The organism is Bacillus sp. JJ1562 (genome assembly GCF_036962705.1).
GTDB lineage: Bacteria > Bacillota > Bacilli > Bacillales > Bacillaceae_L > Ferdinandcohnia.
On sequence record NZ_JBALOQ010000023.1, the window covers coordinates 7446 to 29363 of the forward strand.

The window sequence follows — 21918 nt, forward strand, 5'->3', positions numbered from 1 at the left end:
GGCTTATGAAGGGGATTTCCGCTGAACTCTTCCCTCGAAGTACCCTTCATGCTTACACGACAACTAAAACCACGAAATTCAATCAAACACAAAAAAGCCGATTCCCTTTTTATCAGGAAATCGACCCCGTTCTACAACGCTTCTTTTATCAACTTCTTATAGTACATGACTGATAGAATCCCAAAGACGGAGTAGAGCAACGTATAGAACACCATAACGATGATCATCGGTGTCCATAGCTCGGTTCCGAAGAAGAACCAACCCGATTTTACGGCAAAGTAGCTATGGCATAGCCCAACGATTAACGGAATGCCAAAGTTAAATAATTGCTTCGCCTTGATTCCGTTTAATAGATCCGTTCTTGTAAACCCTAGTTTACGTAAAATCGTGTAACTACCTTTTTCCTCCTCGCCTTCATCCATTTGCTTGAAATAGAGGATGCAACCTGATGTAATTAAGAACGTCAATCCAAGAAAGCCGACGATAAACATGATAAAGCCCATGTTTTGTTTTTGCATCGTAAGAACATCTAGCTGGGACTGATGTCCGGCCCATTGTCCTAATTCTGAATCATTGAAGATTTGATTGGCTTCTTTTAACTCTGATCTTTTGTCAATATTAAATCCGACATATTTTGGAAACTCAGTCACTACTTCTGGGTCAACATCTGCCGCTAATTGTTGGTACACCTTGTCATCGACAACGGCAACTGGGAATCCACCGCCTGTTAAACGTAATGGAAGCAAGCGTTTTTCTTCATATTTTACAAAATCCAACTCGAACGTTTTGGTTTTGCCGGACATCGTGATTGAACCTGTTTTAAAAGTAAAAAATGCTTGCATCGCTGAGTTACTATTAACGAACACAGATTCATTTTCAGCCACATCAATATCCTCGACAAAACGGTCTGACACTACTGTCATCGGAGCTGTGAGTAACTCCTCCCCCTCAACCTCTAAGACATTCGATAAATCCGTATTCACACTCATCAAATCAATTTCAGTTTTCGTATAGCCAATTTGCTCATCTTCCAGCAGATCCGTAAATTGTTTCGCGCGCTCCTCATTTGGAACCGAAAAGTCATCGACCACAGCCTCTCCTGCTGCCTTTTCAGCTGAATAATAGGAAATGTAAGTGAGAGATAACAACCCGAGAGCCAATGCAGAAACGGTTGTAATCACGGTTAGCAATACTGAATTTGATCTCATCCGAAACATAATCGAAGATAAAGACAACACTTTATTAACCGACAGATATCCGTTATCTTTTTTTCGAATCAGATTGAAAATAAATCGAATCGAGCCCTTGTAAAAGAAATATGTTCCGATGATCACGGAAGCAAGAATCGCCAGCATGACCATAAACATTTGCTCCATCATTTTAAAGTTGCCATTAAATAATTCTGTAGACAAATAATAGCCAAAGACAATAAGCCCGAGCCCGAGTATCCCCATAATGACTTCGAGCACAGAGACCTTCCGCTTTCGCTCCTCTGTTGTTGAAGAGGTATGGAACAATGATAAAATTTGTTGTCTTTTGATAAACAACGCATTCATTGCCATGATTAACACATAAATGGCCGCAAACACGATCACGGTTTGAACGAGTGCTTCTGTTGAAAACCGCAATTTCGCAACCTCTTCAATTCCGATAATTTTCAAGAGAATCATCATTACGAGTTTCGAGGAAACAAATCCAAGAAAAACTCCAATGATCATCGAGCCAAAATACAGAATCATATTTTCAACACTTAAAATCCAAAAAGTCTTTCTTTTAGAAATTCCGACAAGCTGGAACAACCCAATTTCCTTACCACGACGCTTAATAAACAACGTATTGGCATAGACAAGGAAAACCATAACGATGGCAATTAGCATGACGGACGCAGCTTTCAACGCTGCAGCCCCTTTAATCGAACCCTCTGTTACATCCATCGCTGGGTCATACTGCAACGTCACAAAGGCAAAATACAAGGCAACACTAAAGATTAGCGCAAACACATATAAATAATAGTTTTTGATGTTCTTTACTAGATTTCGAAAGATGAGGCTTTTGAAGCTCATGCTCCCACCCCACCTAACACAGCTTGTGTCTTAATGATATCGTTGAAGAAGGCCTGTCTGCTCTCATCACCACGATTTAATTTCGTGAAAATTTGCCCATCTCTGATAAAAATGACGCGGCTGCAATAGCTTGCTGCTTGCGGATCATGGGTGACCATCACAATCGTGGATTCTCGTTTTTCGTTTAAGTCACTTAATTTGTTCAGTAAATCTGAGGCAGATTTCGAATCTAGCGCACCCGTTGGTTCATCCGCAAAAATAATGCTAGGCTCATGAACGAAAGCACGTGCTGCTGAAGTTCGCTGCTTTTGACCACCTGAAATTTCATTTGGATACTTATCCTTCACCTCAAAAATACCTAATTCGTTCGCCACATCCTCAAACATGATTTGCGCGGCTTTCGGGGAAATCTTGTTAACTGTGAGTGGTAGCATAATATTTTCTTTTACCGTTAATGTATCGAGTAAATGATATTCTTGAAAAATAAACCCTAGGTGGCGTTTTCGAAACTCGGCTAGTTCCTTATCCTTCATGCTCGTGAATTCCTTGCCTTCCACTTGAATTGAACCCGAACTCGTACTGTCAATGGATGAAAGTACGTTTAGCAAAGTCGTTTTACCAGAGCCTGACGGACCCATAATCCCGACAAACTCCCCCTTTTTTACTTCTATATCAATTCCTTTTAAAACCTCTTGGCGATTCCACTTGTTTCCGTATGTTTTTACAATTTTATTAGCCTCTAAAATATTCAATCTTATCAACTCCTTATCTCTATCTTAGACATGATTCGGCCCTTTTTCCTTCGAATCGTCGAACAAAACATGAAAGCATGTGACACTTTTGTCACATGCTTGTAAGCTTGAGGAAATCGTTCTTCTTTGGAAACGTTAAGGTAAAAGTCGTACCTTCTCCATATTTAGAATGGACATCCATTCGAATTTTTAACGGCTTAGCCGCATTTTGTGTAAGGTAAAGTCCCATGCCAGTTGCGGCATGATCCCGATGATCGGTTGTAGACGTGAAGCCTTTTTCAAAAATGCGTGGAAGATCCTTTTCCTTGATTCCTCGTCCGTAATCCTGAATTTCTAGAATGACTGCTTCATTTTTCCGATAGCTTCGAATGTCGATATCGGCATTTTCACTGTATTTCACCGCATTGGTTAAAAGTTGTCGTAAAATAAATTGAAGCCATTTCCCCTCAGAGTACACTTCTGAAACCTCAAACGACATATTAAAACCGATTCCTTTTTGAAAGCACCATGATTGTAAGCTTCGGATTTCTGGAATAATCAATTTTTCCAAATCGACCTTTTCGATATAAAGGTCATTTTCCATGAAAGGCATTCGACGGTGATGTAATTGTTGGTCGAGAAGGAGATGAACCCGCAGCCATTCAGACATTAATTGTTCTTTTAACTTGTGATCTTCGACTCTTTCAATCATTAATTTCATCGTTGTAAGTGGGGTCTTTACTTCATGAATCCAGGATAATAACTCATCCTTTTCCTGCTCGACACTTGTTGCGTGACGGCTAATTTCTTTTATGTAAAATTGATGTTGATGTTTGAGAGTGGATTCTATTATTTTTTCAAAAGGTGTATTTCCTTCTTGGAGACTATCAACACCGGCGGTCGGATCCCATTCCCCTATATTTTTATAAAAAGAAACTTCCCGATTGTAGCGAATGATGAGAAATATAGTAAAAATCACGAAAAAGACAAAAATAATATAGAGCATAGAACGAAATGAAAGGGACGGATCGAGATATCCAATCAACAGGATAAACACCTGGAGGAAACAGAAAAATAGGAACCAACTGCGCCTTTCGACGAGAAATTTCTTCATCATTTTGTGCCATCCTCTTCCCTTGCCAAATACCCTTGTCCGACTTTTGTTTCTATATATTGGCCTAGACCGATTTCTTCGAGTCGTTTTCTTAAACGGTTGACATTAACTGTCAGAGTGTTGTCACTGACAAAACGTTCGTCATCCCATAGGCTTTTAATTAATTCCTCGCGGCTGACGATGTGATTACTAGACTCGAGTAGGATTTTCAAAATGAACATTTCATTTTTCGTTAACTCAATTGCTCCAGCATTATTTTGCACGGTATTTTTCACGTAATCAACAGAAGCCCCATTCCAAACTTTTAGATGAATTTGCTGCTCAAGGCTGTAGTTGTAGACTCGTCTAAGGACGGCCTGAATCTTCGCGATAAGGACATCAAAATGAAACGGCTTCTGAACAAAATCATCGGCACCAAGCTGCATCGACATCACCATATCTGTCGGATGGTCCCTCGAGGATAGAAAAATAATCGGGACCTTTGAATGCGTTCGAATCATCCTACACCAGTGGAAACCATCAAACTTCGGTAATTGAATATCTATAATGACCAAGTCTGGCTGGATACTCGAAAACTCTTTTATTACATTGGCAAAATCCTTAATGCCATACACTTCATATAACCACTGTGACAACCGCTCCCGAATCTCGTTAAACAACGTCACATCATCTTCAATCAACAAAATCTTAAACACACTACCACCATCTATCTGGGACAGGGGGACAGCCCCCCGCTCCCCACCATTTTATGAGAATTACTGCCCTGATCTAGGGTCATACTCCTCTATAATAATACCATAAACTACCACAAGAAGCCTGAACCCTATTACGGATTCAGGCTTCGATATCTCGGGTCGAAATTTATCCCGGTGGAACCAGGAGAACCGTCCCTATGGTTACTTACTCGTTTTGTTGACTGTGCCCATGCCCTTAATATCTATTTCAACAGACACATTAATGTCAGCTTCTGATAAGGCTTCACCCCAGTTATCTTCTACTTTTTTATATTGATTGTATTGATAGGCTCGGGCGTATACTCCAAATCCAATTGGGTCAATTTTATGATCTTGAATTTTTTTAAACAGTTTTTCATAATCCGTTTTCAACCGTTCCTCAATTGTTTTCTTGAATTTCATTTCCTCGGAATTCATATCTACAGATAATAAACTTTCGAGAATAACGATGGACATGGAGATTTTGACATCAAATTTAAACCTGTCCATCTCATGTGATGTTTTAATTTTAGACTTCACACTTTTCACTTCAAAACTCAGATCGTTCTTATGAAAAATTCCTCCCTCTTTTTCAGTCGGTATTGTGATTGTCGTGTAACTGATTGGATGTTTGCGATTATACTTTAAAAAAAGGAATAATGTTGATTCCGGTAAATTAAGAGTATCTACATATTTTCCACGATTATTAAGCAATGCGGTTCCAATTACCTCAACCCTTTTAACCTTTTTCACATTGGATAAAGCAGGTGTCACTCCCCTCTCATAAAACTCAGAATGGAGCTGTTGGAGGGTCCCTTTCTCCGTCCTTGTTCGTCTATGATTTTTATCAATGACATTCTTCAAATACATCACTAGCTGTGCATTGCTTTTCGGCTTATAGTCGATGATATCCGATACTTGACCGTCCACAATGACCACTCTAGTATTAAGCGAAAAATTACTGTTCCGATACATTGTATCTAATAGAGGAAACCAGTCTTCATGTTCCACAACCCGTTTTCCCAATAAGAGGAGTTGGATTTTTGCACCTGAAACCTCGCCACTTGTCACTGCGTCAAAATACTTTCGAGAATCTCGGAGTGTATCAGCTTTTGTGTGATATGTTTCCGTTTGCGCCTTTGCTCCCTTACTAAATACAGGGCTGGACTCATAAAAAATGAGGTTATTGTCATCATCAAGATCAATCCCCAAGATGAAGACAATCGTCGTATCTTCTAAAGGAACTTGGTATCCACAACTTGTGAGCATCATTAAAAGTGAAATGAACAAAAAATTACGGAACCAACGTTTCATTTCAAGCTCCTCCTTTTAAAAAAGCCATGTATGACGACATATGCCCATAAACATACGGGGAAAGCATAGGCAAAGACTATAGTTAGTGTTTGTAATTCCGTTCGCCACTTCAAATCTATATTTACGGAAGGAGGAAACAAAAAAACATAAATAACACTAAATACTAGGAACCAAAATAACGGTTTTGTGTGGTCCTCTTTTCCAAATACCCAGCTTGTACTAAACACAGACATGAACATAAGTGGTAGGACTTTCGTAGACATCACAAATATATAAAATGAGAATAATACAATCTCTAATCGTTCGATAAATTTAAGTTCAATGATCTTCAGGAGGGTGATGGTTGGTTCATTAAATTTTGTAATTTCATCTGGACTAAAAACCACAAATGCCACAAGCGTAATCAACAAATAGGCTAACATTGTAATTGTATTCGCAATTATAACTCCGAGTGATGCAGATTCCTTCTTTTGTAAAAATGGATAAAGGAAAAAGGCGATTTCAAAGCCAACATATGTGACAATGGTTAATTTTAAAGTTTTAATGACTGGATGCCAGCCTTCCTTTAAAATAGGGAGCAAATTTAAGAATTGGCCATCTTTTACAGGAATCATATAAAATATGATGGTCCAAATTGTAGCAAAAAAGACAACCACCGAATATCTGCCTAGAATTTGAATATTGTTACGGACCAATAAATATGAAGGGATAGATAGTAATAAGATCAGTAAATATATGGATGTTCGCGGTAAGATCCAAGCTTGAATAAATATAGCTTCCGTTGTAAACGTATAGAAGGCTAAAAGACCAAAATACCATGAAAAGATCAAACCACCCACTTTACCTATCCACTTACCAAAGTAAAATGTCAATAGGTCAAGTATCGTTCCATTAGGGTGTTTTTTCATAATTTGAATAATAATTAAACTAGAAACTACAGCAATGAACCACCCGAATATTATGGGAATCCAACCATCTGTACCCGCATTTTCTGCTAAATCGCGAGGTAAGGTAAGTACACCGACACCCATTTGAACACCATGAATTAATAAGATGAATTGCACTAATGTGATTTGTTTTCCTTTTACATTCATCATTTTTTGTCACCCTTTGGACGACTAGAATCTGCTTTTTTCATTTGCACTGCCATGGAACTAACTGGACGTTTCATAATAGACCATTGTGGGAATCGAATAAATAAATCCTTCCAATCTTGAAATCGCAATGGTGAAACAGGACTCGAATAAGATATGCCAAGTGATTTTAACTCAATCAGATGGACAAGTAATGTCATGAAACCTACACTCAAGCCAACAAAACCAAATAGAGAAGCCGTGATCATCATCGGAAATCGAACAAGCCGTATCGATGCCCCCATTTGATAATTTGGAATGATAAAAGAGGCAACTGCTGTTAACGCAACAACAATGACCATAATATTACTAACGATACCGGCCTGCACTGCGGCCTGTCCAATGACAATACCACCAACGATTCCGACTGTTTGTCCGATTTTTGCAGGGAGTCGAATTCCGGCCTCTCGTAGCATCTCCAAGGTTATCTCCATAATTAAAGCTTCAATGAACGGAGGAAATGGTACACGTTCTCTTGACACTCCAATGGATAAGAGCAATTTTAATGGAATCACCTCAAAATGAAAGGCAATGACCGCGATATACGTCGCCGGAAGAAAGATCGCCATAAAAAAACCTAAATATCTTAATAGTCGCAAGAAGGAGGCGACAAACCAGCGTGACGTATAATCATCCATGCTTTTAAAAAAGGAAAAGAATGTCGTTGGAGCCACCAAAACATTTGGAGACCCATCAACCACGACCACAATTCTTCCATCTAACATTTCTGAAGTTGCAAAATCAGTACGCTCTGTTATAAGTAATTGCGGGAATGGTGAATAGGGATTATCCTCTATGTATTCTGCTAATACTCCACAATTTAAAATACTATCAACCTTAATCTTTTTAATCCGGGTTTCAAGTTCCTTTAGCAAATTCCGATTAGCAACATCTTCCAAATACAAAATGGAGACATTTGTTTTCCCTCTTTCTCCAATGCTGTGTTCTTTTATTTTCAAATTTGGATTTTGAATATGCTTTCGTATGAGTGCAATGTTTGTACTTCCTGCTTCAGTAAATCCGATATGTTCTGCATAAACGGAAGACTCAATTGGTGTATCTTCAAGTGAACGTTCCGGCCATTTCCCCGTATCTAAAAGGAATGCCACTGGATTTTGATCCACAAATAACACACTTTTCCCTTGTAAAATTCCGTCTGTGATTTGTGACCAAGTATTTGTTTCCTTTATTTGACCGATTGATACCTTTGGTGTGGAACCCTGGTTATCCCCATATGACTGAAATAACAATGGTTTTAAAACATCCTCATTGATTTTTGTACTATCCGTTAGCCCACTTAAATAGACGAGTGCACTGGTAGCATTTGTTTGTTTAATCACAAGGTTTGTCACAACCAAATCAGGTGTATTAGTGAATATGCTTTGTATTTTAGCAATGTTATCTAGTAATTGCTGAGTAATTAGTTCTTTATTGGGGTCTGAATTCCCTATAAGGGTTGATGGTTGTTGCTGATTTTCCTTCTTATATTTCTTAAAAAAAGACATACGAAAACCCACCTACAATATGATGTTTTAGTTTGCTTCATAGCCTGAAAAATCATACATATTACCCAGAAAATGCCTGTCACCATCCGAAATTTGTCGAATGAAATATACATTAATGGGTAGGATGATTAAATTTTTTCCTTCTATAAGTTTATTCAAAGAAACCGAATACAAATATTAAACAGCTATGAGCAATATACGCAAATATTAGGTACATTTTTTTAGTGAAGTTAACAAATAATTAATCACAGCAAAGTAAAAATAAGGGAAGTGTTATTGTGCAAAAAGTGGGATTATCGATACTTGGCTTGTTCCTTATAGGTGTTGCGATTTTTTACGTTAATGACAGCAAGGGTGGGATCGTTTTAGCAGATCGCGGACGAAAATTTTATGAAGAAGCAGGACTGATTATTTGGGATATTAAAACAAAGGAAAAAGTGGTTGCCTTGACGTTTGACGATGGTCCACATAAAAAGCACACCACGGACATTTTGGATTTGCTTGAACAATACGATGCAAAAGGGACTTTTTTTATTGTCGGTGAAAATGCAGAAAAAAATCCAGATATTGTATTACGAATGTACGAAGATGGACATGAATTAGCGAATCATACTTATACACATCCTTACAGTACGAATGTTTCAAGGATCATGAAAGAGGTTAAACAAACAAATGACACCATTTACAGCATAACTGGTTACAATCCAACCCTATTTCGACCAGTCGAAGGACAATATACCGATGCCTTGATAGATGAAATTGTAAAGGTCGGTTTTAAAGTTGTCATGTGGTCATGGCACCAAGATACAGAAGACTGGAAAAATCCAGGTGTGAATAAAATTGCGAATACGGTTTTAAAGGGATCAAAAGAAGGGAATATTATTCTGTTCCATGATGGCGGCGGAAATAGAGCACAGACCGTGAAAGCACTGGGAAAAATCTTACCAGACCTTCAAAATCAGGGTTATCGGTTTGTGACGATTAATGATTTAATTAAGATTCAAATGCAGGAGAATGCAAAGAAAATTCATAAAACGAAAAATGAGTGAAGAAAACATATTCGAACAACTATAGAAGTTATCCAGAAAATCTGATTACCCTTTTCTTACAAGTATCGATAACGCGTGAAATTCAGGATGATTACTCCATACGAAGCCTTCCTCATCTTCTTATTTTGATTGAAAATAATATTTGATATAATGAACTCAACAAGAGGTGAGGTTATGCAAAAACTAGTTTTTGAAGAGGCCTGGGAACGTACGATTTCGCAAAAAGATCGAGAAGAAATAGAACATATTTTTCATGAGGGAATTGCGAACCAAGACACGGGAATTACATTCACTATCGTCCGGATTGCGGTTAATCACAAGAATGAACGGTTAGTCACAGCAATCGTTCATAATAAAACTGAACAAAATCTCGTTTTTGCAAATTCACTGGTACAATTTTGGATTGAGGATAAACTGATAGCCGAGCACAAATTTACCCTTCCTGCTCTCCTAGTACCACCTGAAACCAGCATGCCGTGGACATTTATTTTTCCGGTTGATTTTGAGGTCCCAAACTCCCTCGAACTCGCCACACTAAGACTAAAAAAAGAGAAGTAGACTCTATTTAGAATCCACTTCTCCGTTTTTATTTTACCGGACCATTCGTGATTTCGGTAAGTTTTGAATTGATGGCAAAGATTTTTCCGTTTACACCATTTATCCCAAAGCTACCTAATCGTTTCGTATGCATGTCGAGATATTTTTCAGCGGTATCTTTTGTCTCAAATAAATAGATCCCACCCGCTTCTTTCACTTCGGGATTCTCTGTCCAAATTTTCCAGATGAAGCCTGGTTCCTCTTTAATACTTTTCGCTAGATCCGTAAACGCAGCTGCCATCTCATCCCCAAATGGTCCATCCATTTTAAAATCTACCTGTAATACGTACGGCATGGAAATTCTCCTTTTTGACTTAAAATTATGAAATTCTTACTGTTTTCAATGCAGTAGACCAAGCGACAACATCGTCTAATGTCTTATTTAAGGAGTCCTCATGGAAAGGTGCTGGATTAAATTTACTCATATCTTGGAAATCTGTGAATAGGCTCATCGCTACTGAAGGTCCAACAGTTGCTACCTTTGGTACCGTTAAAATAAGACGTAAATCATTTGCAGCTGTTACACCTAAAGTTGAGCCGTAGCTTACAATTCCCGCTGCTTTATGATTCCACTCAACGTATAAATAATCAATTGCATCCTTTAAGCCAGAGGTAATAGCTTTATTATACTCTGGAGTGACAAAAATAAATCCATCTAGGCTTTTAATTTTTTCTGACCAAGCATGTGCTTCTGGTGCTTGATAATCCTGTGACATAATCGCCGGAATCGGTTCATTAAATTTTGGTAGATTATAATCCTTAATATCTACCAATTCATATTGTGCATCATCCGTTCTTTTGTCCGCGATAGATTTCACCCATTCTGCAACTTGTAGGTTTACTCTTGAATCCCTTGTACTTCCTGTAATAATACCGATTTTAACCATTGTTTTCTCCTCCTAATGTTTATGATGTACCTTTACTATAACAAGTACGAAAACAGGAGGACACCAACAGTAAATTGGTTTTGTTGCTTATCCAACATTTTTAAAAAAGTGTCTAAAAAGACTCCCAAATCATAACGGGTTCGGTTTTTGAAGTACAAAATTCAAAACCGCAGTTAAAATAACAACAGCTACCCCAATCATCTCTTTTTCAGAAAGTGAAAAGCACAAACGTTAATGGTAATAACAATACAGGTAGCCATGAAATTGATAGAAAAGCACCCTTTTTATAGCCAGCTTCTGGGAACGGAATTGACACAGGATTAAAAAACCAGTTTGCCATTCGATCTAGTCTTGATTTTTTCATTGGGAAGTCTGGAACTTCAATAGTGAATTGATCGAGCTTTTCTTTTAATTCTTTTTCAATTTGATCGTGATTCAATCGTCGTTCACCTCTAATTCTTCTCTCAATTTTTTCAACGCACGATGCAGTTTGGATTTTACCGTTCCGACTGGGATGTGCAGAATCATGGAGATTTCTTTTTGTGTAAGATCGTGGTAGTAGGTCAGCAACACAATTGCCCGTAAATCCTCCGGAAGCGATTGAATTGCGGTTTGAACGGTTAATTTTTCATCGGGATTTTCGTGATGTGGATGTCGTTCTGCCAGAATCGGTAATAAGGTACGAAATAAGCTCTGTCGCCTCAGCTTCGTCATCATCGTGTTATAGGCAATCTGATATAGGTAAGTCTTGAACTTTCCTTTTTCAGGATCAAATTGATGAAATTTTCGCTGCAACTTTTCAAAGGTGTCCTGAACGAGGTCGATGCTGAGCTGTTCGTTGTTCGTGTACCGGAAAACAAACTGATACACAGGGGCTTTATAGACATTGTAAATGATTTCCAATGCTTCCTTGTCCCCTGTTTGAAACTGCAGGATTGCTTCCTCTGCCCTACTGTAACTCATCAGACCACCGCTCTTTTATTCCTTTATATACATAAGCAAGCTTTGTAATGAACCAAATAAATGTAATCATGCTGAAGATAACCGTTTGATGGATGAAAAACTGGATAATCGGACTATTGATATTGTCCCCTCGTAAAAGAAAAACCAAAAGCCCCGTGATGCATAAAAATGTATACACAGCCGATATCGTAATAATCGTATCCCATCTGGACCAATAAAAATAGATGTTTGATTTCGTAAAATCAATACCTCCCTTATGATCACGAACAACCATCTTATTCATAGAACCAATCACTATCGCGAAAACCGATCCAAGAATGGCAACTACAACAGAACTAACAACCCACCCTATGATTGTTGTCATTTTTTACACTCCCTCACTTTTGTTCTTACTTCTTATACTATTGAAGGAAGGGAAAGGTTCATTTTTATTTAGAGTTAAAAAAGGCGACCTTCTTTTGAGAAGAATCGCCATCAAAGTTTTTAAAGTTGATAGACCTTTACATATTTTTCTTCTAGGTAATTTACTAGATAAGAAGCATTTAAGCTTTCGCCTGTGACTTTCTTGATTAATTCATCAGGAGTATAAATGACTCCGTATTGGTGTATTTTTTCTTTTAGCCAATTTTGAATGACATTAAATTCTCCTCTTTCAATATGGCCATTGAAGTCTGGAAGTTCTTTTTTAATAGTATTCAAAATTTGTGCAGCATATAAGTTTCCTAATGAGTAAGATGGGAAGTACCCTAAGCCACCAAATGACCAATGAACATCTTGTAGTACACCTAATGTGTCAGTTGGAGGTACGATCCCCAGATATTCTTTCATCTTTTCATTCCATACATGTGGAAGGTCCTTTACTGCAATATCGCCGCTGATAAGACCTTTTTCAATTTCATAACGGAGCATGATATGTAGATTGTATGTTAATTCATCTGCCTCCACACGAATGTAGGAAGGTTCCACAATATTGATTGCACGAGTAAAACCTTTTATGTCTAGACTTCCTAATTGATCAGGGAAATGATTTTGTAGGTCTTGGTAGAAGAACTTCCAAAACTCTTCACTGCGACCAACCATATTCTCTAAAAATCTAGATTGAGATTCATGAATTCCAAAGGATGCTCCGCCACAGATGGAGGTTCCTTCTAATTCAGGGTTAATATTTTGCTCATAAATACCATGTCCTGCTTCATGGATTGTACCAAAGATTGCAGAACGAACATTGTCTTCGAGATAGCGAGTTGTGATTCTAACATCCCCTGTATTAATGGATTGAGCAAATGGATGCACTGTCTCGTCAAGTCGGCCGGCATTCATGTCAAATCCAATTCGCGGAAGAAGGAATTGGTTAAACTCTTTCTGAGTATTGGCATCGTAAAGCTTCTCAAAAATTTCGCCATTTGGTTTAGAAGATGACAGATGGATTCGTTCTAATAAATCGATACTGCTTTTTCGCAACTCTGCAAAAAGTGGGTCTAGCTTTTCCACAGTCAATCCGGGCTCAAATTCATTTAATAAGGCATTATAAGGATGTCCCTCATACCCGTAATACTCAGTAAATTGCTTTTTAATTTCAACAATTCGTTCGAGATATGGCAAAAAAACCTCAAAATTATTTGTTTCTCTCGCTTCTTCCCAAGCATCATTTGCATTCGAGGTTAACACGATATATTCATTGTACAATTCAGATGGAATGCTTTTTGATTGTTGGTAGAAGTTATTCCTTTCACGTACAGTTGCTTTGGTTACATCATCTAATTGGGGATACACATCTTCAGCGCTTAATGCCTCAAGTAGCTCCCCCATTTCTGTAGAGATGGATAATTTAAAGATTTCGGTAGATAATGTTCCGATGGAATTTGCAAACAAAGAGCGCCCTTTTTTCGGGGCCATTACTTTTTGATCCCAACCTGCAAGAGCTAACACGCTATTTAGATGCGTGATTTTTTGATCTAATTCTTTAAATTGTTTTACCTTATCTTGAAGCTTAGTGTTTAATCCTTGTGTAATCGACATACTCTTCCCCCTTGTATCGAGAATATTTTACCCAGCCAACATATTTAATTATAGTTAAATTTAGAAAATTGACAATACGATGTTAATTTTACACAAAAAAAGAGAGCACAATGGCTCTCTTCACATCTTATTAGTTCAAATCATACATTTGACCTTTGATTAGATAGGCTGCGCTTTCTGCGATGTTTGTAATATGGTCAGCTGTTCGTTCAAGGTAGCGATTAATCAATAATAATTGCACTAAATAGTCTGTTTCTTCTGGGTGTTCTTTTAAATAGCTCGTGATTAATTTATAGGCCTCGCCACTAAATTGATCAACCTCGTCATCCAATTCACTAACTTCTTTGGCAAGCACAATATCTTCATTTATAAATGATTGTAATCCCTTTTGAAGCATCTTAATTGAGATATCCTTCATTTTTTCAAGAATGGAGATATTCACTAATGAATCGGCATTCCCGATTTTGATCGTCGATTTTGCAATATTCACGCCAAAATCTGCAATTCGCTCTATTTCCGAACAGATTTTTAAAGCTCCGATGATTCTACGCAAGTCTCTAGCGACAGGTTGCTCTTTCGCCAAAAGCCAGATGATAAAGTGATTAATTTCAGTATCAAGATTATCCACAACCTCATCTTCCTCAATGACTTTTAATGCTAATTCCACATCTTTTGTTTTTAACGCTTCAAACGCTTTTTCAAGTGATGATGTAGCCAAGTCGCCCATTGTATTCATTTTAGCTTGTAGTTCATCTAATTTTTTCTCAAAGTTTTCACGAACAACCATTTTTCACCCTCCAAATATTAACCGTTGGGACGCGAGGACTAGAAGTAAGTCCCTCTGTCTCCCTTACCCGAATCGCCCTGTAATATAATCTTCCGTTCTTTGGTCGCTTGGCACCGAAAAGATTTTATTGGTTTCATCAAATTCGACGACTTCTCCGCTAAGGAAAAATGCAGTTTTATCTGAGACTCGTGCTGCTTGTTGCATATTATGGGTAACAATTACGATCGTGTAATCCTTCTTCATGTTTTCAATCAGTTCTTCTACTTTCAACGTAGAGATCGGGTCTAAAGCGGAGGTAGGCTCATCCATTAGGATAACATCCGGCTTCATCGCGATAGCACGTGCGATACACACACGTTGCTGCTGACCACCAGAAAGTCCAAGTGCAGATGTTTTCAGACGATCCTTCACTTCATCCCAGATTGCCGCACCACGCAAGCTACTTTCTACAATTTCATTTAGCTCTTTTTTACTTTTAATACCCTGCGCTCTTGGACCATAGGCAACATTGTCATAAATACTCATTGGAAATAGATTTGCCTTTTGAAAAACCATTCCTACTTTTGTTCTTAATTTTATCACATCTGAGTTTTTGTATATATCCTCATTGTCAATCAGAATATTACCACCAATTTTTACGCCATCAATTAAATCATTCATGCGGTTTAATGTACGTAAGAAAGTTGATTTACCACATCCAGATGGACCAATTAAGGCTGTAACCTCGTTTGCATGTATATCAAGTGAAATGGAGTACAGTGCTTGTTTTTCTCCATAAAACAAATTAAGATCCTTAACACTGATTTTAACTTCTTTATTTGATTCATTTATTAGTGAATTATTCATCTTTACTTTAATCCCTTTTGTGCTCATGTTAACACCTCTTCTTATCAAATGCGCCTTGGCGTATTTGCGCCCGATTTTTTCCGACTCGAAAAATTTCCTTTGAAAAATCGTGGCATCCGCCGAAGGCTTAGGCCCACACGATGTGGGTCACTCAGACGTTGCCACAGGACGTGGCGTTCTTAGTCTGAGTTCCTTAATTTCAGACGGGGTATTAACCCATGCTGAATAAAAGTTAGTAATCCGCTTTATTTAACTTTTTCGAGATAAACGTTGCCGTTAGATTCAACGCTAGAATAATCACGATTAAGACAATTCCTACTGCCGAAGCTAATGCAATGTCACCTGACTCCTGCGTAACCAAGAACGAATGAACTGTTAATGTACGTGCCGATGAGAAGATGCTTGAAGGCATCGCAGCAACTGTTCCAGCTGTTAAAAAGATCGCAGCTGACTCACCAACAATTCTTCCAATCGAGAGAATAATACCAGATAGGATTCCAGGCATCGCACTTGGTAAAATGACTTTAATTAATGTTTGTAGCTTTGTCGTTCCCAAGGCTAGTGACCCTTCCCGATATGAGTGAGGAACTGTTTTTAACGATTCTTCTGTAGTTCGGATAATGACAGGCAATACGATAATCGTTAATGTTAAGGAGGCTGCTATGATGGACATACCCATTTTTAAGGTTGTCACAAAAAATACAGCTCCAAATAATCCATAAATAATTGACGGAATCCCTGTTAAGCTTTCCGTTGCAAAACGAATCATATTTACCATTCGACCTTGTTGTGCATACTCCTGCAAATAGACAGCAGCGAAAATTCCAATTGGAGTCGCGATGATTAATGAGATCACAATTGTATAAATCGTCGTAATCACCATCGGCCAAATTCCACCGCCACCCGTAGGGGAATAGTCACCAAAAATAAAATTAAAGTTGATTAATGGATATCCCTTGAAAAAGATATAGCCAACAATCATGACGAGTACGGCAACAGTCAAGAAAGCCGCTCCCCAAAGAAGTCCACGGAACAAATTATCTTTAAGCTTTCTCAACTTACTTACCACCCTTCGAACTGATTTTTGCTAATACAAAATTCAAGATTAATATAAACGAGAATAACACTATACCTGTTGCAAATAACATCTCCTGGTGAGTACCAAATGCATAACCCATTTCTAATGCAATATTAGTTGTTAACGGACGCACACTGTCTGTTAGGCTTGTTGGTACAATCAAACTGTTTCCTGCCACTAAGATAACCGCCATCGTTTCACCGATTGCTCTACCTAAACCTAAAACAATGGCTGCCATAATCCCAGACTTTGCTGCTGGAACAACAACCTTAAAGATTGTCTCAATCTGAGATGTCCCTAATGCCAATGATCCTTCACGGTATGTTTTTGGAACGGCACGAATGGCTGTTTCAGCAACCGTAACAATAGTTGGAAGCATCATGATCGCTAGCACAAGGATAACCGCAATTAAGCTTTGTCCTTTTACTAGGTTTAATTGATTTTGTAAAAACGGGACGATAAGTGCTAATCCAAATACACCGTATAAAACGGATGGGATCCCAGCCAACAGCTGTACAGCTGGTGAAATGAATCTTGCAACACTTTTTGGTGCAATTTCAGCTAAGAAAATAGCTGTAAATAAACCAATCGGCACTCCAATTACCAAGGCACCGATTGTTGCGTAAATGGATGCTACAATCATTGGCCATATGCCAAATTTGTCCTCACTCGGAACCCAATCGACTCCAAATAGAAAGTCAAAAAAGCTATAACCCTCTACTAGAAACGGGAGTGAACCTTTATAAAATACAAATCCGACGATTAATAATAAACTGATAACTGAAAGAAGTGCACAAAACTGAAATAATCTAGATGACAGCTTCTCTAGTATGTACTTCCTCTTATTTGAATTTCCCTTTTCAGGTTGCCGTGACATACGTATTCCTCCATGAATCTTTTATACTTGTAGTTCCTTTTTCGTACAATTATTTAATAGGAATAGCTCCTGTTTCAGCAACAATTGCTTGACCATCCGGGCTTAAAATATAGTCGATATACTGCTTTCCAGCATCGGTAATTTGATCCTCTTTGTGTACAAATAAAAATGGTCGTGACAGGCTATATTTTTGCTGCAACACATTTTCCGCCGTTGCCTCGACTCCATTAATATCGATTGTAGAAATGGAGGAATCAATATATTCAAATGAAATAAATCCTACCGCATGCTTATTGCCTGCTACTGTCGTTTTAATATTTCCGTTACCACTTGCAATAATGGCACTTCTTACTAATTCCCCTGAAGAATAATCTACTATTTCTTGAAAGGCATCTCGAGAACCAGAGCCATCTTCCCTAGAAACAACGACAATTTCCATGTCATCGCCACCAAGCTTTTTCCAATTTGTAACTTTACCAGTAAATACATCTTTCACTTGTTCCATCGTAAGGTTTTTCACTTTATTGCTAGGATGTGTCACTACAACAATTCCATCGTAGGCAATAATCGTCTCAACTAGACCACTTGCTTTTTCTTCCTCTTTTAAATCACGAGAGGACATTCCGATTTCGGATACTCCACTTATTGCATTCGTTATTCCTGCTGAAGATCCAATTTGATTTATTTCAACTTTTACATTACTTGCATCTTGAAACTTTACAGCAATCTTTTCAGCTAAGGGTCCTACTGACGTGGATCCCGAAACAGAAACAGTTGCAGAACCTTTATTTGATGATTCTTCCCCATCAGTATTACTATTTCCACATGCTGATAAAATGGCTGTTAAGAGTAACACCATTAGTACCAGCAATGTTCTTCTTTTTAACGTCATTTTTTAAAACCTCCAAGGTAATCGATTTTATTCGACATGTAAAGAATAAACTCTGTATGTAAAGATTCATTGAATGTTTTGTAAAGGTTTTGTAAATTTTATTAATCTGGTTTTAAATTAATGTAAAAATTACCATCTGGACAGGGATATGTATGAGTACTTAATATGCTATATTGGGTGAAATTTATGATAGAAAAACAAAAAACGAGAGATTAGATCCCTCGTTGTTCTTCCCATGTTCCGATTATCTATGAGTCATGCTATGGCCAGGATAGTGCATGCTATGGCCATGATGCATGCTATGGCCATGATGCATGCTATGACCATGATGCATGCTATGACCGTGATGCATGCTATGACCGTGGTGATACACATGACCTGGAATAAATACTCCATGACCATGGTGATACACATGACCTGGAATAATTACTCCATGACCATGGTGATACACATGAACCGGATGATAACCTCCATGGCCATGGTGATGCACATGAACCGGATGATAACTTTCATGGCCATGATGGTAACTTTGTCCAGGATTATATCCAACTGGAAAAGGCTGCATAGTTTGACCAGGGGAAACACCGTACATTCCAAATTGTCTATCCACTTTTTCTCTCCTCCTCGAGTAGTCTGCACAATAGTGTATGTGTCTCTATCCAAGGCGGTGCCAATAAAAAAATGGGATGTTTGTTATCCCCTGTCACATTGCTTAAATTATGTCATCTTTCAAATATGAAATGGCAAAATCACGAAAACTATCAACAACAAATGAATTCTTTCTTTTTTTATGCCATGCAATCCCCACCGTTTGTGAGCAAATAGGGTGTGTAATCTTTAATAACTTTACATTGTCTAAAAAAATGAATTTTTAAAGATAAACGAAATGCCTGTTCCTTCATTAACCAATTGTAAAATAACCGATAGTTCTTCACCTTCGAAAGCAATACTTGGTGTAAAGCCGGCTTTTTCAAATATTTGATTTCCTTCCTCGTACCTTTACGATTTACTAAGCTAACAAAATTGAATGTGTAAGAAGAGGAGAGGAAAGTCACAGTCATGTAAGAAGTTAAACCAAACTACTAAAAAGATTTGGCTGCATTTTTCGTATAAATGCAGCCTTGCCGAATAATCGTTCATTATTTCTTTACATACTATTTTGTTTATTTATTGGATGTCTTATCTTTTCCAAGGTTCTTCAATACTTTCTAACCAATGAACCCATGCGCTAAAGCTACCATCAAATTGAAAATAGATTTGTTGTATTTCTGGGAATTTCTCAAAGGTTGCGGAATTAAGTGCCATAAATAAGTCTTGTGATTCAGCACTTGCAGGACTTCCTACCAAGAATTCTTTAAAATCGATCACTACCGTTCCATGTTCATCAATTGCTACTCCATTCAATGAATCTTCATTCCCAAATTTGATTTTTCCATTTTTTAATAGCTTGTTAATTTCCTCTTCTAATTCCGGAAAAGGCTTCCCAAACGTTTGATAATCAAAGCCAATATTGACTTTTTCTACCTGTTCCTCGATAAAGCTATCATATTTTTTTCCTAAGGTTACTTTATATAAGGCTACACGCTCATTTTCAGGAATAAGAAGATAGATTTTATTTCGATCTGTTTTTATATATCGCTCCATTCGTTGGGGTTTTTCGATAAAGATTTCATCTGGGATACGCACACCTCCAAGTCTAGTCCCATCCTTATTAAGTCCAAATATATGTGTCTCTGAGGTAGGAGTGTTTACAGCAGGAGTAACAGTCTGCATATAAATAACTTGTTCATCCTTCACCTCTTTTAAAGCCACATTGCCAAGTCCTAAATCTGAGAACAAGGTAAACTCAGTCTGTTTTCCTTCATCATTGAGTACCAATCGACTTTCCTTACGATTCACTCCTTTAAAATGAAAAGGCAGTTTCTCGTCCTCTATGAAACTCATTGTTTTTAAGCTCGCAAATTTCTCTTGATTTTGACTAACGACAATTTCATTATTTTCAAATTCAGATAATGAGTCTGGGAAAAATAAATCTAGTTGTGATAAATCATAAATATGGGTTAGATCACCATTGGCCTTGTATTGATAAACACTATCTTCCCCTGAGTTTAAAATATAAATATCCTCTTCCTTTGTGACCAATATATCTTCAAGAACACCGACCATATTTTGCTTTTTTTGAATAGGAAATGATGTTGTATTTCCATCACGATCCCTAATCACTACCTGAAACCTTGCTCCATCTAAAAGATATAAGATTCCATTCTGAATATCAAAACTACTAACTGAGTTCATACCATGTGCAACAGATGGACCGATTTCTCCATCCCCTTCTCCATATTCAATCGTATCCACCAATTGAATGTTTGAGGTCTCCTCAATCACAAATGCCTTTGTTTCTTCATTTTCAAACAACGATGTTAAAATGAGTAACGGCAGAATCAGAAGGACTGCTGCACCTGCAAGTAAGGGAAATACCTTCACGCTTGGCTTTTTCTTTGCTCCTTCCAACATGATTCGATCATGTAATTCATTCACAAAATCTTGACTTGGTACTAAGTCTGGCCTTTCTTTAATTGGACGAAGCAGCTGTTTAGCCTCTTGAGTTAGATTTTCGGTATTTTTCATCTTCATTCACTCCTTCCAATACATGTAGTTCCTTTTTCAAAATCTTTACAGCACGAAAAAAGTCTACACGCACCTTTAATTCGGAACACTTCAATATTTCGGCCGTCTCCTTAATTGTCATTTCCTGAATTCCCCGTAAAATGAGTAAACTGCGATAATGAGGCTTTATTCTAAGTAGGGCACTTTGAATTTCCTGCCATTGCTCCTTGAATAGAAGATGATCATCCAACGAATCCTTTTTATCATGGTTTGTCAATTTTTCTAGTAATTCAGGTAATGTAGACTTCAGTTTCTTTTTTCGTAGATGGTCGATTGCCGTGTGCCGCGCGATCGAGAGTAACCAATACTTTGCACGATTATGATCCCTCAGTGTATGACTATTTCGGATTGCTTTTATAAACGTTTCCTGTGTAATATCTTCTGCATCCTGTTTGTTACTCGAAAAATATAAAGAAAAATGATAAATATCTAAATGAAATTCTCTATATAAGCTTTCTATATCCAACCCGCTACTCAATTAAATCCCCCCTTCACTAACAAGTCGAGTTTCATTACATTTTGTTTCAAACTCTCTTAAATATTTAGTTTATTTCTTCATTCCATTGTGATAATCCTTCTTCAGCAAAACTGACTAGGTTATCACATGGGGGCTATCCACTTTTCCCTATAAAGCAAAAAGAGAAACGGCAGTAGCCGTTTCTCTTTTCAGAGTGTCGACAAAA

At 37.7% G+C, this 21918-nt stretch carries 23 protein-coding genes; 2 read left to right on the forward strand and 21 right to left on the reverse strand.

All coding sequences use genetic code 11. The annotated features are described in order from the left end of the window. Positions 1-131: 131 nt before the first annotated feature. The 7 genes from V7097_RS15610 to V7097_RS15640 form a co-directional block, all read right to left on the reverse strand. Entirely contained in the window at positions 132-2063 is a 1932-nt protein-coding gene (locus V7097_RS15610) for an ABC transporter permease (RefSeq protein ID WP_335704559.1), read from the reverse strand. Further along, the gene (locus V7097_RS15615) at positions 2060-2815 is read right to left on the reverse strand and encodes an ABC transporter ATP-binding protein (protein ID WP_335704560.1); all 756 of its coding nucleotides are present in this window, start codon (positions 2813-2815) and stop codon (positions 2060-2062) included. Before V7097_RS15615 ends, V7097_RS15610 begins: the two co-directional genes overlap by 4 nt. A 91-nt stretch (positions 2816-2906) precedes the next feature. Then, positions 2907-3911, reverse strand: a complete 1005-nt coding sequence (locus V7097_RS15620; RefSeq protein ID WP_335704561.1) for a sensor histidine kinase — start codon at positions 3909-3911, stop codon at positions 2907-2909. Next, the gene (locus V7097_RS15625; protein ID WP_335704562.1) at positions 3908-4603 is read right to left on the reverse strand and encodes a response regulator transcription factor; all 696 of its coding nucleotides are present in this window, start codon (positions 4601-4603) and stop codon (positions 3908-3910) included. The genes V7097_RS15620 and V7097_RS15625 overlap by 4 nt, the downstream gene beginning before the upstream one ends. A 201-nt stretch (positions 4604-4804) precedes the next feature. Then, positions 4805-5935 carry a Ger(x)C family spore germination protein gene (locus tag V7097_RS15630; RefSeq protein ID WP_335704563.1) on the reverse strand — a complete coding sequence of 377 codons (1131 nt, stop codon included), beginning with the start codon at positions 5933-5935 and terminating at the stop codon, positions 4805-4807. Then, positions 5932-7032, reverse strand: coding sequence for a GerAB/ArcD/ProY family transporter (locus V7097_RS15635; protein ID WP_335704564.1), 1101 nt, complete (start codon positions 7030-7032; stop codon positions 5932-5934). Before V7097_RS15635 ends, V7097_RS15630 begins: the two co-directional genes overlap by 4 nt. Continuing rightward, the gene (locus V7097_RS15640) at positions 7029-8573 is read right to left on the reverse strand and encodes a spore germination protein (protein WP_335704565.1); all 1545 of its coding nucleotides are present in this window, start codon (positions 8571-8573) and stop codon (positions 7029-7031) included. Before V7097_RS15640 ends, V7097_RS15635 begins: the two co-directional genes overlap by 4 nt. 278 nt (positions 8574-8851) lie before the next feature. Here V7097_RS15640 and V7097_RS15645 point away from each other — a divergent pair, with 278 nt between their 5' ends. Both V7097_RS15645 and V7097_RS15650 read left to right on the forward strand, forming a co-directional pair. After that, positions 8852-9622 carry a polysaccharide deacetylase family protein gene (locus V7097_RS15645; protein WP_438824244.1) on the forward strand — a complete coding sequence of 257 codons (771 nt, stop codon included), beginning with the start codon at positions 8852-8854 and terminating at the stop codon, positions 9620-9622. A gap of 174 nt (positions 9623-9796) precedes the next feature. Continuing rightward, positions 9797-10180: an SLAP domain-containing protein gene (locus tag V7097_RS15650; RefSeq protein WP_335704566.1), complete on the forward strand. Its 384-nt coding sequence runs from the start codon at positions 9797-9799 to the stop codon at positions 10178-10180. A gap of 28 nt (positions 10181-10208) precedes the next feature. On the opposite strand, the gene V7097_RS15655 is transcribed toward V7097_RS15650, so the two are convergent. From V7097_RS15655 to V7097_RS15720, 14 genes are all read right to left on the reverse strand, one after another. Continuing rightward, positions 10209-10514: a monooxygenase gene (locus V7097_RS15655; protein ID WP_335704567.1), complete on the reverse strand. Its 306-nt coding sequence runs from the start codon at positions 10512-10514 to the stop codon at positions 10209-10211. 25 nt (positions 10515-10539) lie between these two features. Then, positions 10540-11106, reverse strand: coding sequence for an NADPH-dependent FMN reductase (locus V7097_RS15660; protein ID WP_335704568.1), 567 nt, complete (start codon positions 11104-11106; stop codon positions 10540-10542). A 208-nt stretch (positions 11107-11314) separates the two neighbouring features. After that, complete coding sequence (locus tag V7097_RS15665) at positions 11315-11545, reverse strand: hypothetical protein (RefSeq protein WP_335704569.1); 231 nt, start codon at positions 11543-11545, stop codon at positions 11315-11317. Continuing rightward, positions 11542-12069 carry an RNA polymerase sigma factor gene (locus V7097_RS15670; RefSeq protein ID WP_335704570.1) on the reverse strand — a complete coding sequence of 176 codons (528 nt, stop codon included), beginning with the start codon at positions 12067-12069 and terminating at the stop codon, positions 11542-11544. Before V7097_RS15670 ends, V7097_RS15665 begins: the two co-directional genes overlap by 4 nt. After that, on the reverse strand, positions 12056-12433 hold the full coding sequence (locus V7097_RS15675) for a hypothetical protein (protein ID WP_335704571.1): 378 nt from the start codon (positions 12431-12433) through the stop codon (positions 12056-12058). The genes V7097_RS15670 and V7097_RS15675 overlap by 14 nt, the downstream gene beginning before the upstream one ends. Positions 12434-12552: 119 nt before the next feature. Further along, positions 12553-14088, reverse strand: a complete 1536-nt coding sequence (locus V7097_RS15680) for a carboxypeptidase M32 (protein ID WP_335704572.1) — start codon at positions 14086-14088, stop codon at positions 12553-12555. Positions 14089-14218: 130 nt separating this feature from the next. Next, complete coding sequence (phoU, locus tag V7097_RS15685) at positions 14219-14875, reverse strand: phosphate signaling complex protein PhoU (protein WP_335704573.1); 657 nt, start codon at positions 14873-14875, stop codon at positions 14219-14221. A gap of 63 nt (positions 14876-14938) precedes the next feature. Next, positions 14939-15721, reverse strand: a complete 783-nt coding sequence (pstB, locus tag V7097_RS15690) for a phosphate ABC transporter ATP-binding protein PstB (RefSeq protein ID WP_335704582.1) — start codon at positions 15719-15721, stop codon at positions 14939-14941. Between the two features lie 232 nt (positions 15722-15953). After that, positions 15954-16778, reverse strand: a complete 825-nt coding sequence (gene pstA / locus V7097_RS15695) for a phosphate ABC transporter permease PstA (protein WP_335704574.1) — start codon at positions 16776-16778, stop codon at positions 15954-15956. A gap of 1 nt (position 16779) precedes the next feature. Continuing rightward, the gene (pstC, locus tag V7097_RS15700; RefSeq protein WP_335704575.1) at positions 16780-17676 is read right to left on the reverse strand and encodes a phosphate ABC transporter permease subunit PstC; all 897 of its coding nucleotides are present in this window, start codon (positions 17674-17676) and stop codon (positions 16780-16782) included. Between the two features lie 49 nt (positions 17677-17725). After that, a complete protein-coding gene (locus V7097_RS15705) occupies positions 17726-18568 on the reverse strand; it encodes a phosphate ABC transporter substrate-binding protein (RefSeq protein ID WP_335704576.1) in 843 nt (280 codons plus the stop codon). 244 nt (positions 18569-18812) lie between these two features. After that, on the reverse strand, positions 18813-19178 hold the full coding sequence (locus V7097_RS15710) for a hypothetical protein (protein WP_335704577.1): 366 nt from the start codon (positions 19176-19178) through the stop codon (positions 18813-18815). A gap of 569 nt (positions 19179-19747) precedes the next feature. Then, the gene (locus V7097_RS15715; RefSeq protein WP_335704578.1) at positions 19748-21196 is read right to left on the reverse strand and encodes a hypothetical protein; all 1449 of its coding nucleotides are present in this window, start codon (positions 21194-21196) and stop codon (positions 19748-19750) included. After that, positions 21162-21713 carry an RNA polymerase sigma factor gene (locus V7097_RS15720; RefSeq protein ID WP_335704579.1) on the reverse strand — a complete coding sequence of 184 codons (552 nt, stop codon included), beginning with the start codon at positions 21711-21713 and terminating at the stop codon, positions 21162-21164. Before V7097_RS15720 ends, V7097_RS15715 begins: the two co-directional genes overlap by 35 nt. Between the last annotated feature and the right edge of the window lie 205 nt (positions 21714-21918).

What these genes read in the sequence shown, in the direction of transcription:
- V7097_RS15610 (WP_335704559.1), bottom strand. Translation starts at nt 2,063, where the DNA reads ATGAGCTTCAAAAGCCTCATCTTTCGAAATCTAGTAAAGAACATCAAA.
- V7097_RS15620 (WP_335704561.1), bottom strand. Translation starts at nt 3,911, where the DNA reads ATGATGAAGAAATTTCTCGTCGAAAGGCGCAGTTGGTTCCTATTTTTC.
- V7097_RS15630 (WP_335704563.1), bottom strand. Translation starts at nt 5,935, where the DNA reads ATGAAACGTTGGTTCCGTAATTTTTTGTTCATTTCACTTTTAATGATG.
- V7097_RS15635 (WP_335704564.1), bottom strand. Translation starts at nt 7,032, where the DNA reads ATGATGAATGTAAAAGGAAAACAAATCACATTAGTGCAATTCATCTTA.
- V7097_RS15640 (WP_335704565.1), bottom strand. Translation starts at nt 8,573, where the DNA reads ATGTCTTTTTTTAAGAAATATAAGAAGGAAAATCAGCAACAACCATCA.
- V7097_RS15650 (WP_335704566.1), top strand. Translation starts at nt 9,797, where the DNA reads ATGCAAAAACTAGTTTTTGAAGAGGCCTGGGAACGTACGATTTCGCAA.
- V7097_RS15655 (WP_335704567.1), bottom strand. Translation starts at nt 10,514, where the DNA reads ATGCCGTACGTATTACAGGTAGATTTTAAAATGGATGGACCATTTGGG.
- V7097_RS15660 (WP_335704568.1), bottom strand. Translation starts at nt 11,106, where the DNA reads ATGGTTAAAATCGGTATTATTACAGGAAGTACAAGGGATTCAAGAGTA.
- V7097_RS15670 (WP_335704570.1), bottom strand. Translation starts at nt 12,069, where the DNA reads ATGAGTTACAGTAGGGCAGAGGAAGCAATCCTGCAGTTTCAAACAGGG.
- V7097_RS15675 (WP_335704571.1), bottom strand. Translation starts at nt 12,433, where the DNA reads ATGACAACAATCATAGGGTGGGTTGTTAGTTCTGTTGTAGTTGCCATT.
- V7097_RS15680 (WP_335704572.1), bottom strand. Translation starts at nt 14,088, where the DNA reads ATGTCGATTACACAAGGATTAAACACTAAGCTTCAAGATAAGGTAAAA.
- phoU (WP_335704573.1), bottom strand. Translation starts at nt 14,875, where the DNA reads ATGGTTGTTCGTGAAAACTTTGAGAAAAAATTAGATGAACTACAAGCT.
- pstB (WP_335704582.1), bottom strand. Translation starts at nt 15,721, where the DNA reads ATGAATAATTCACTAATAAATGAATCAAATAAAGAAGTTAAAATCAGT.
- pstC (WP_335704575.1), bottom strand. Translation starts at nt 17,676, where the DNA reads ATGTCACGGCAACCTGAAAAGGGAAATTCAAATAAGAGGAAGTACATA.
- V7097_RS15705 (WP_335704576.1), bottom strand. Translation starts at nt 18,568, where the DNA reads ATGACGTTAAAAAGAAGAACATTGCTGGTACTAATGGTGTTACTCTTA.
- V7097_RS15715 (WP_335704578.1), bottom strand. Translation starts at nt 21,196, where the DNA reads ATGAAAAATACCGAAAATCTAACTCAAGAGGCTAAACAGCTGCTTCGT.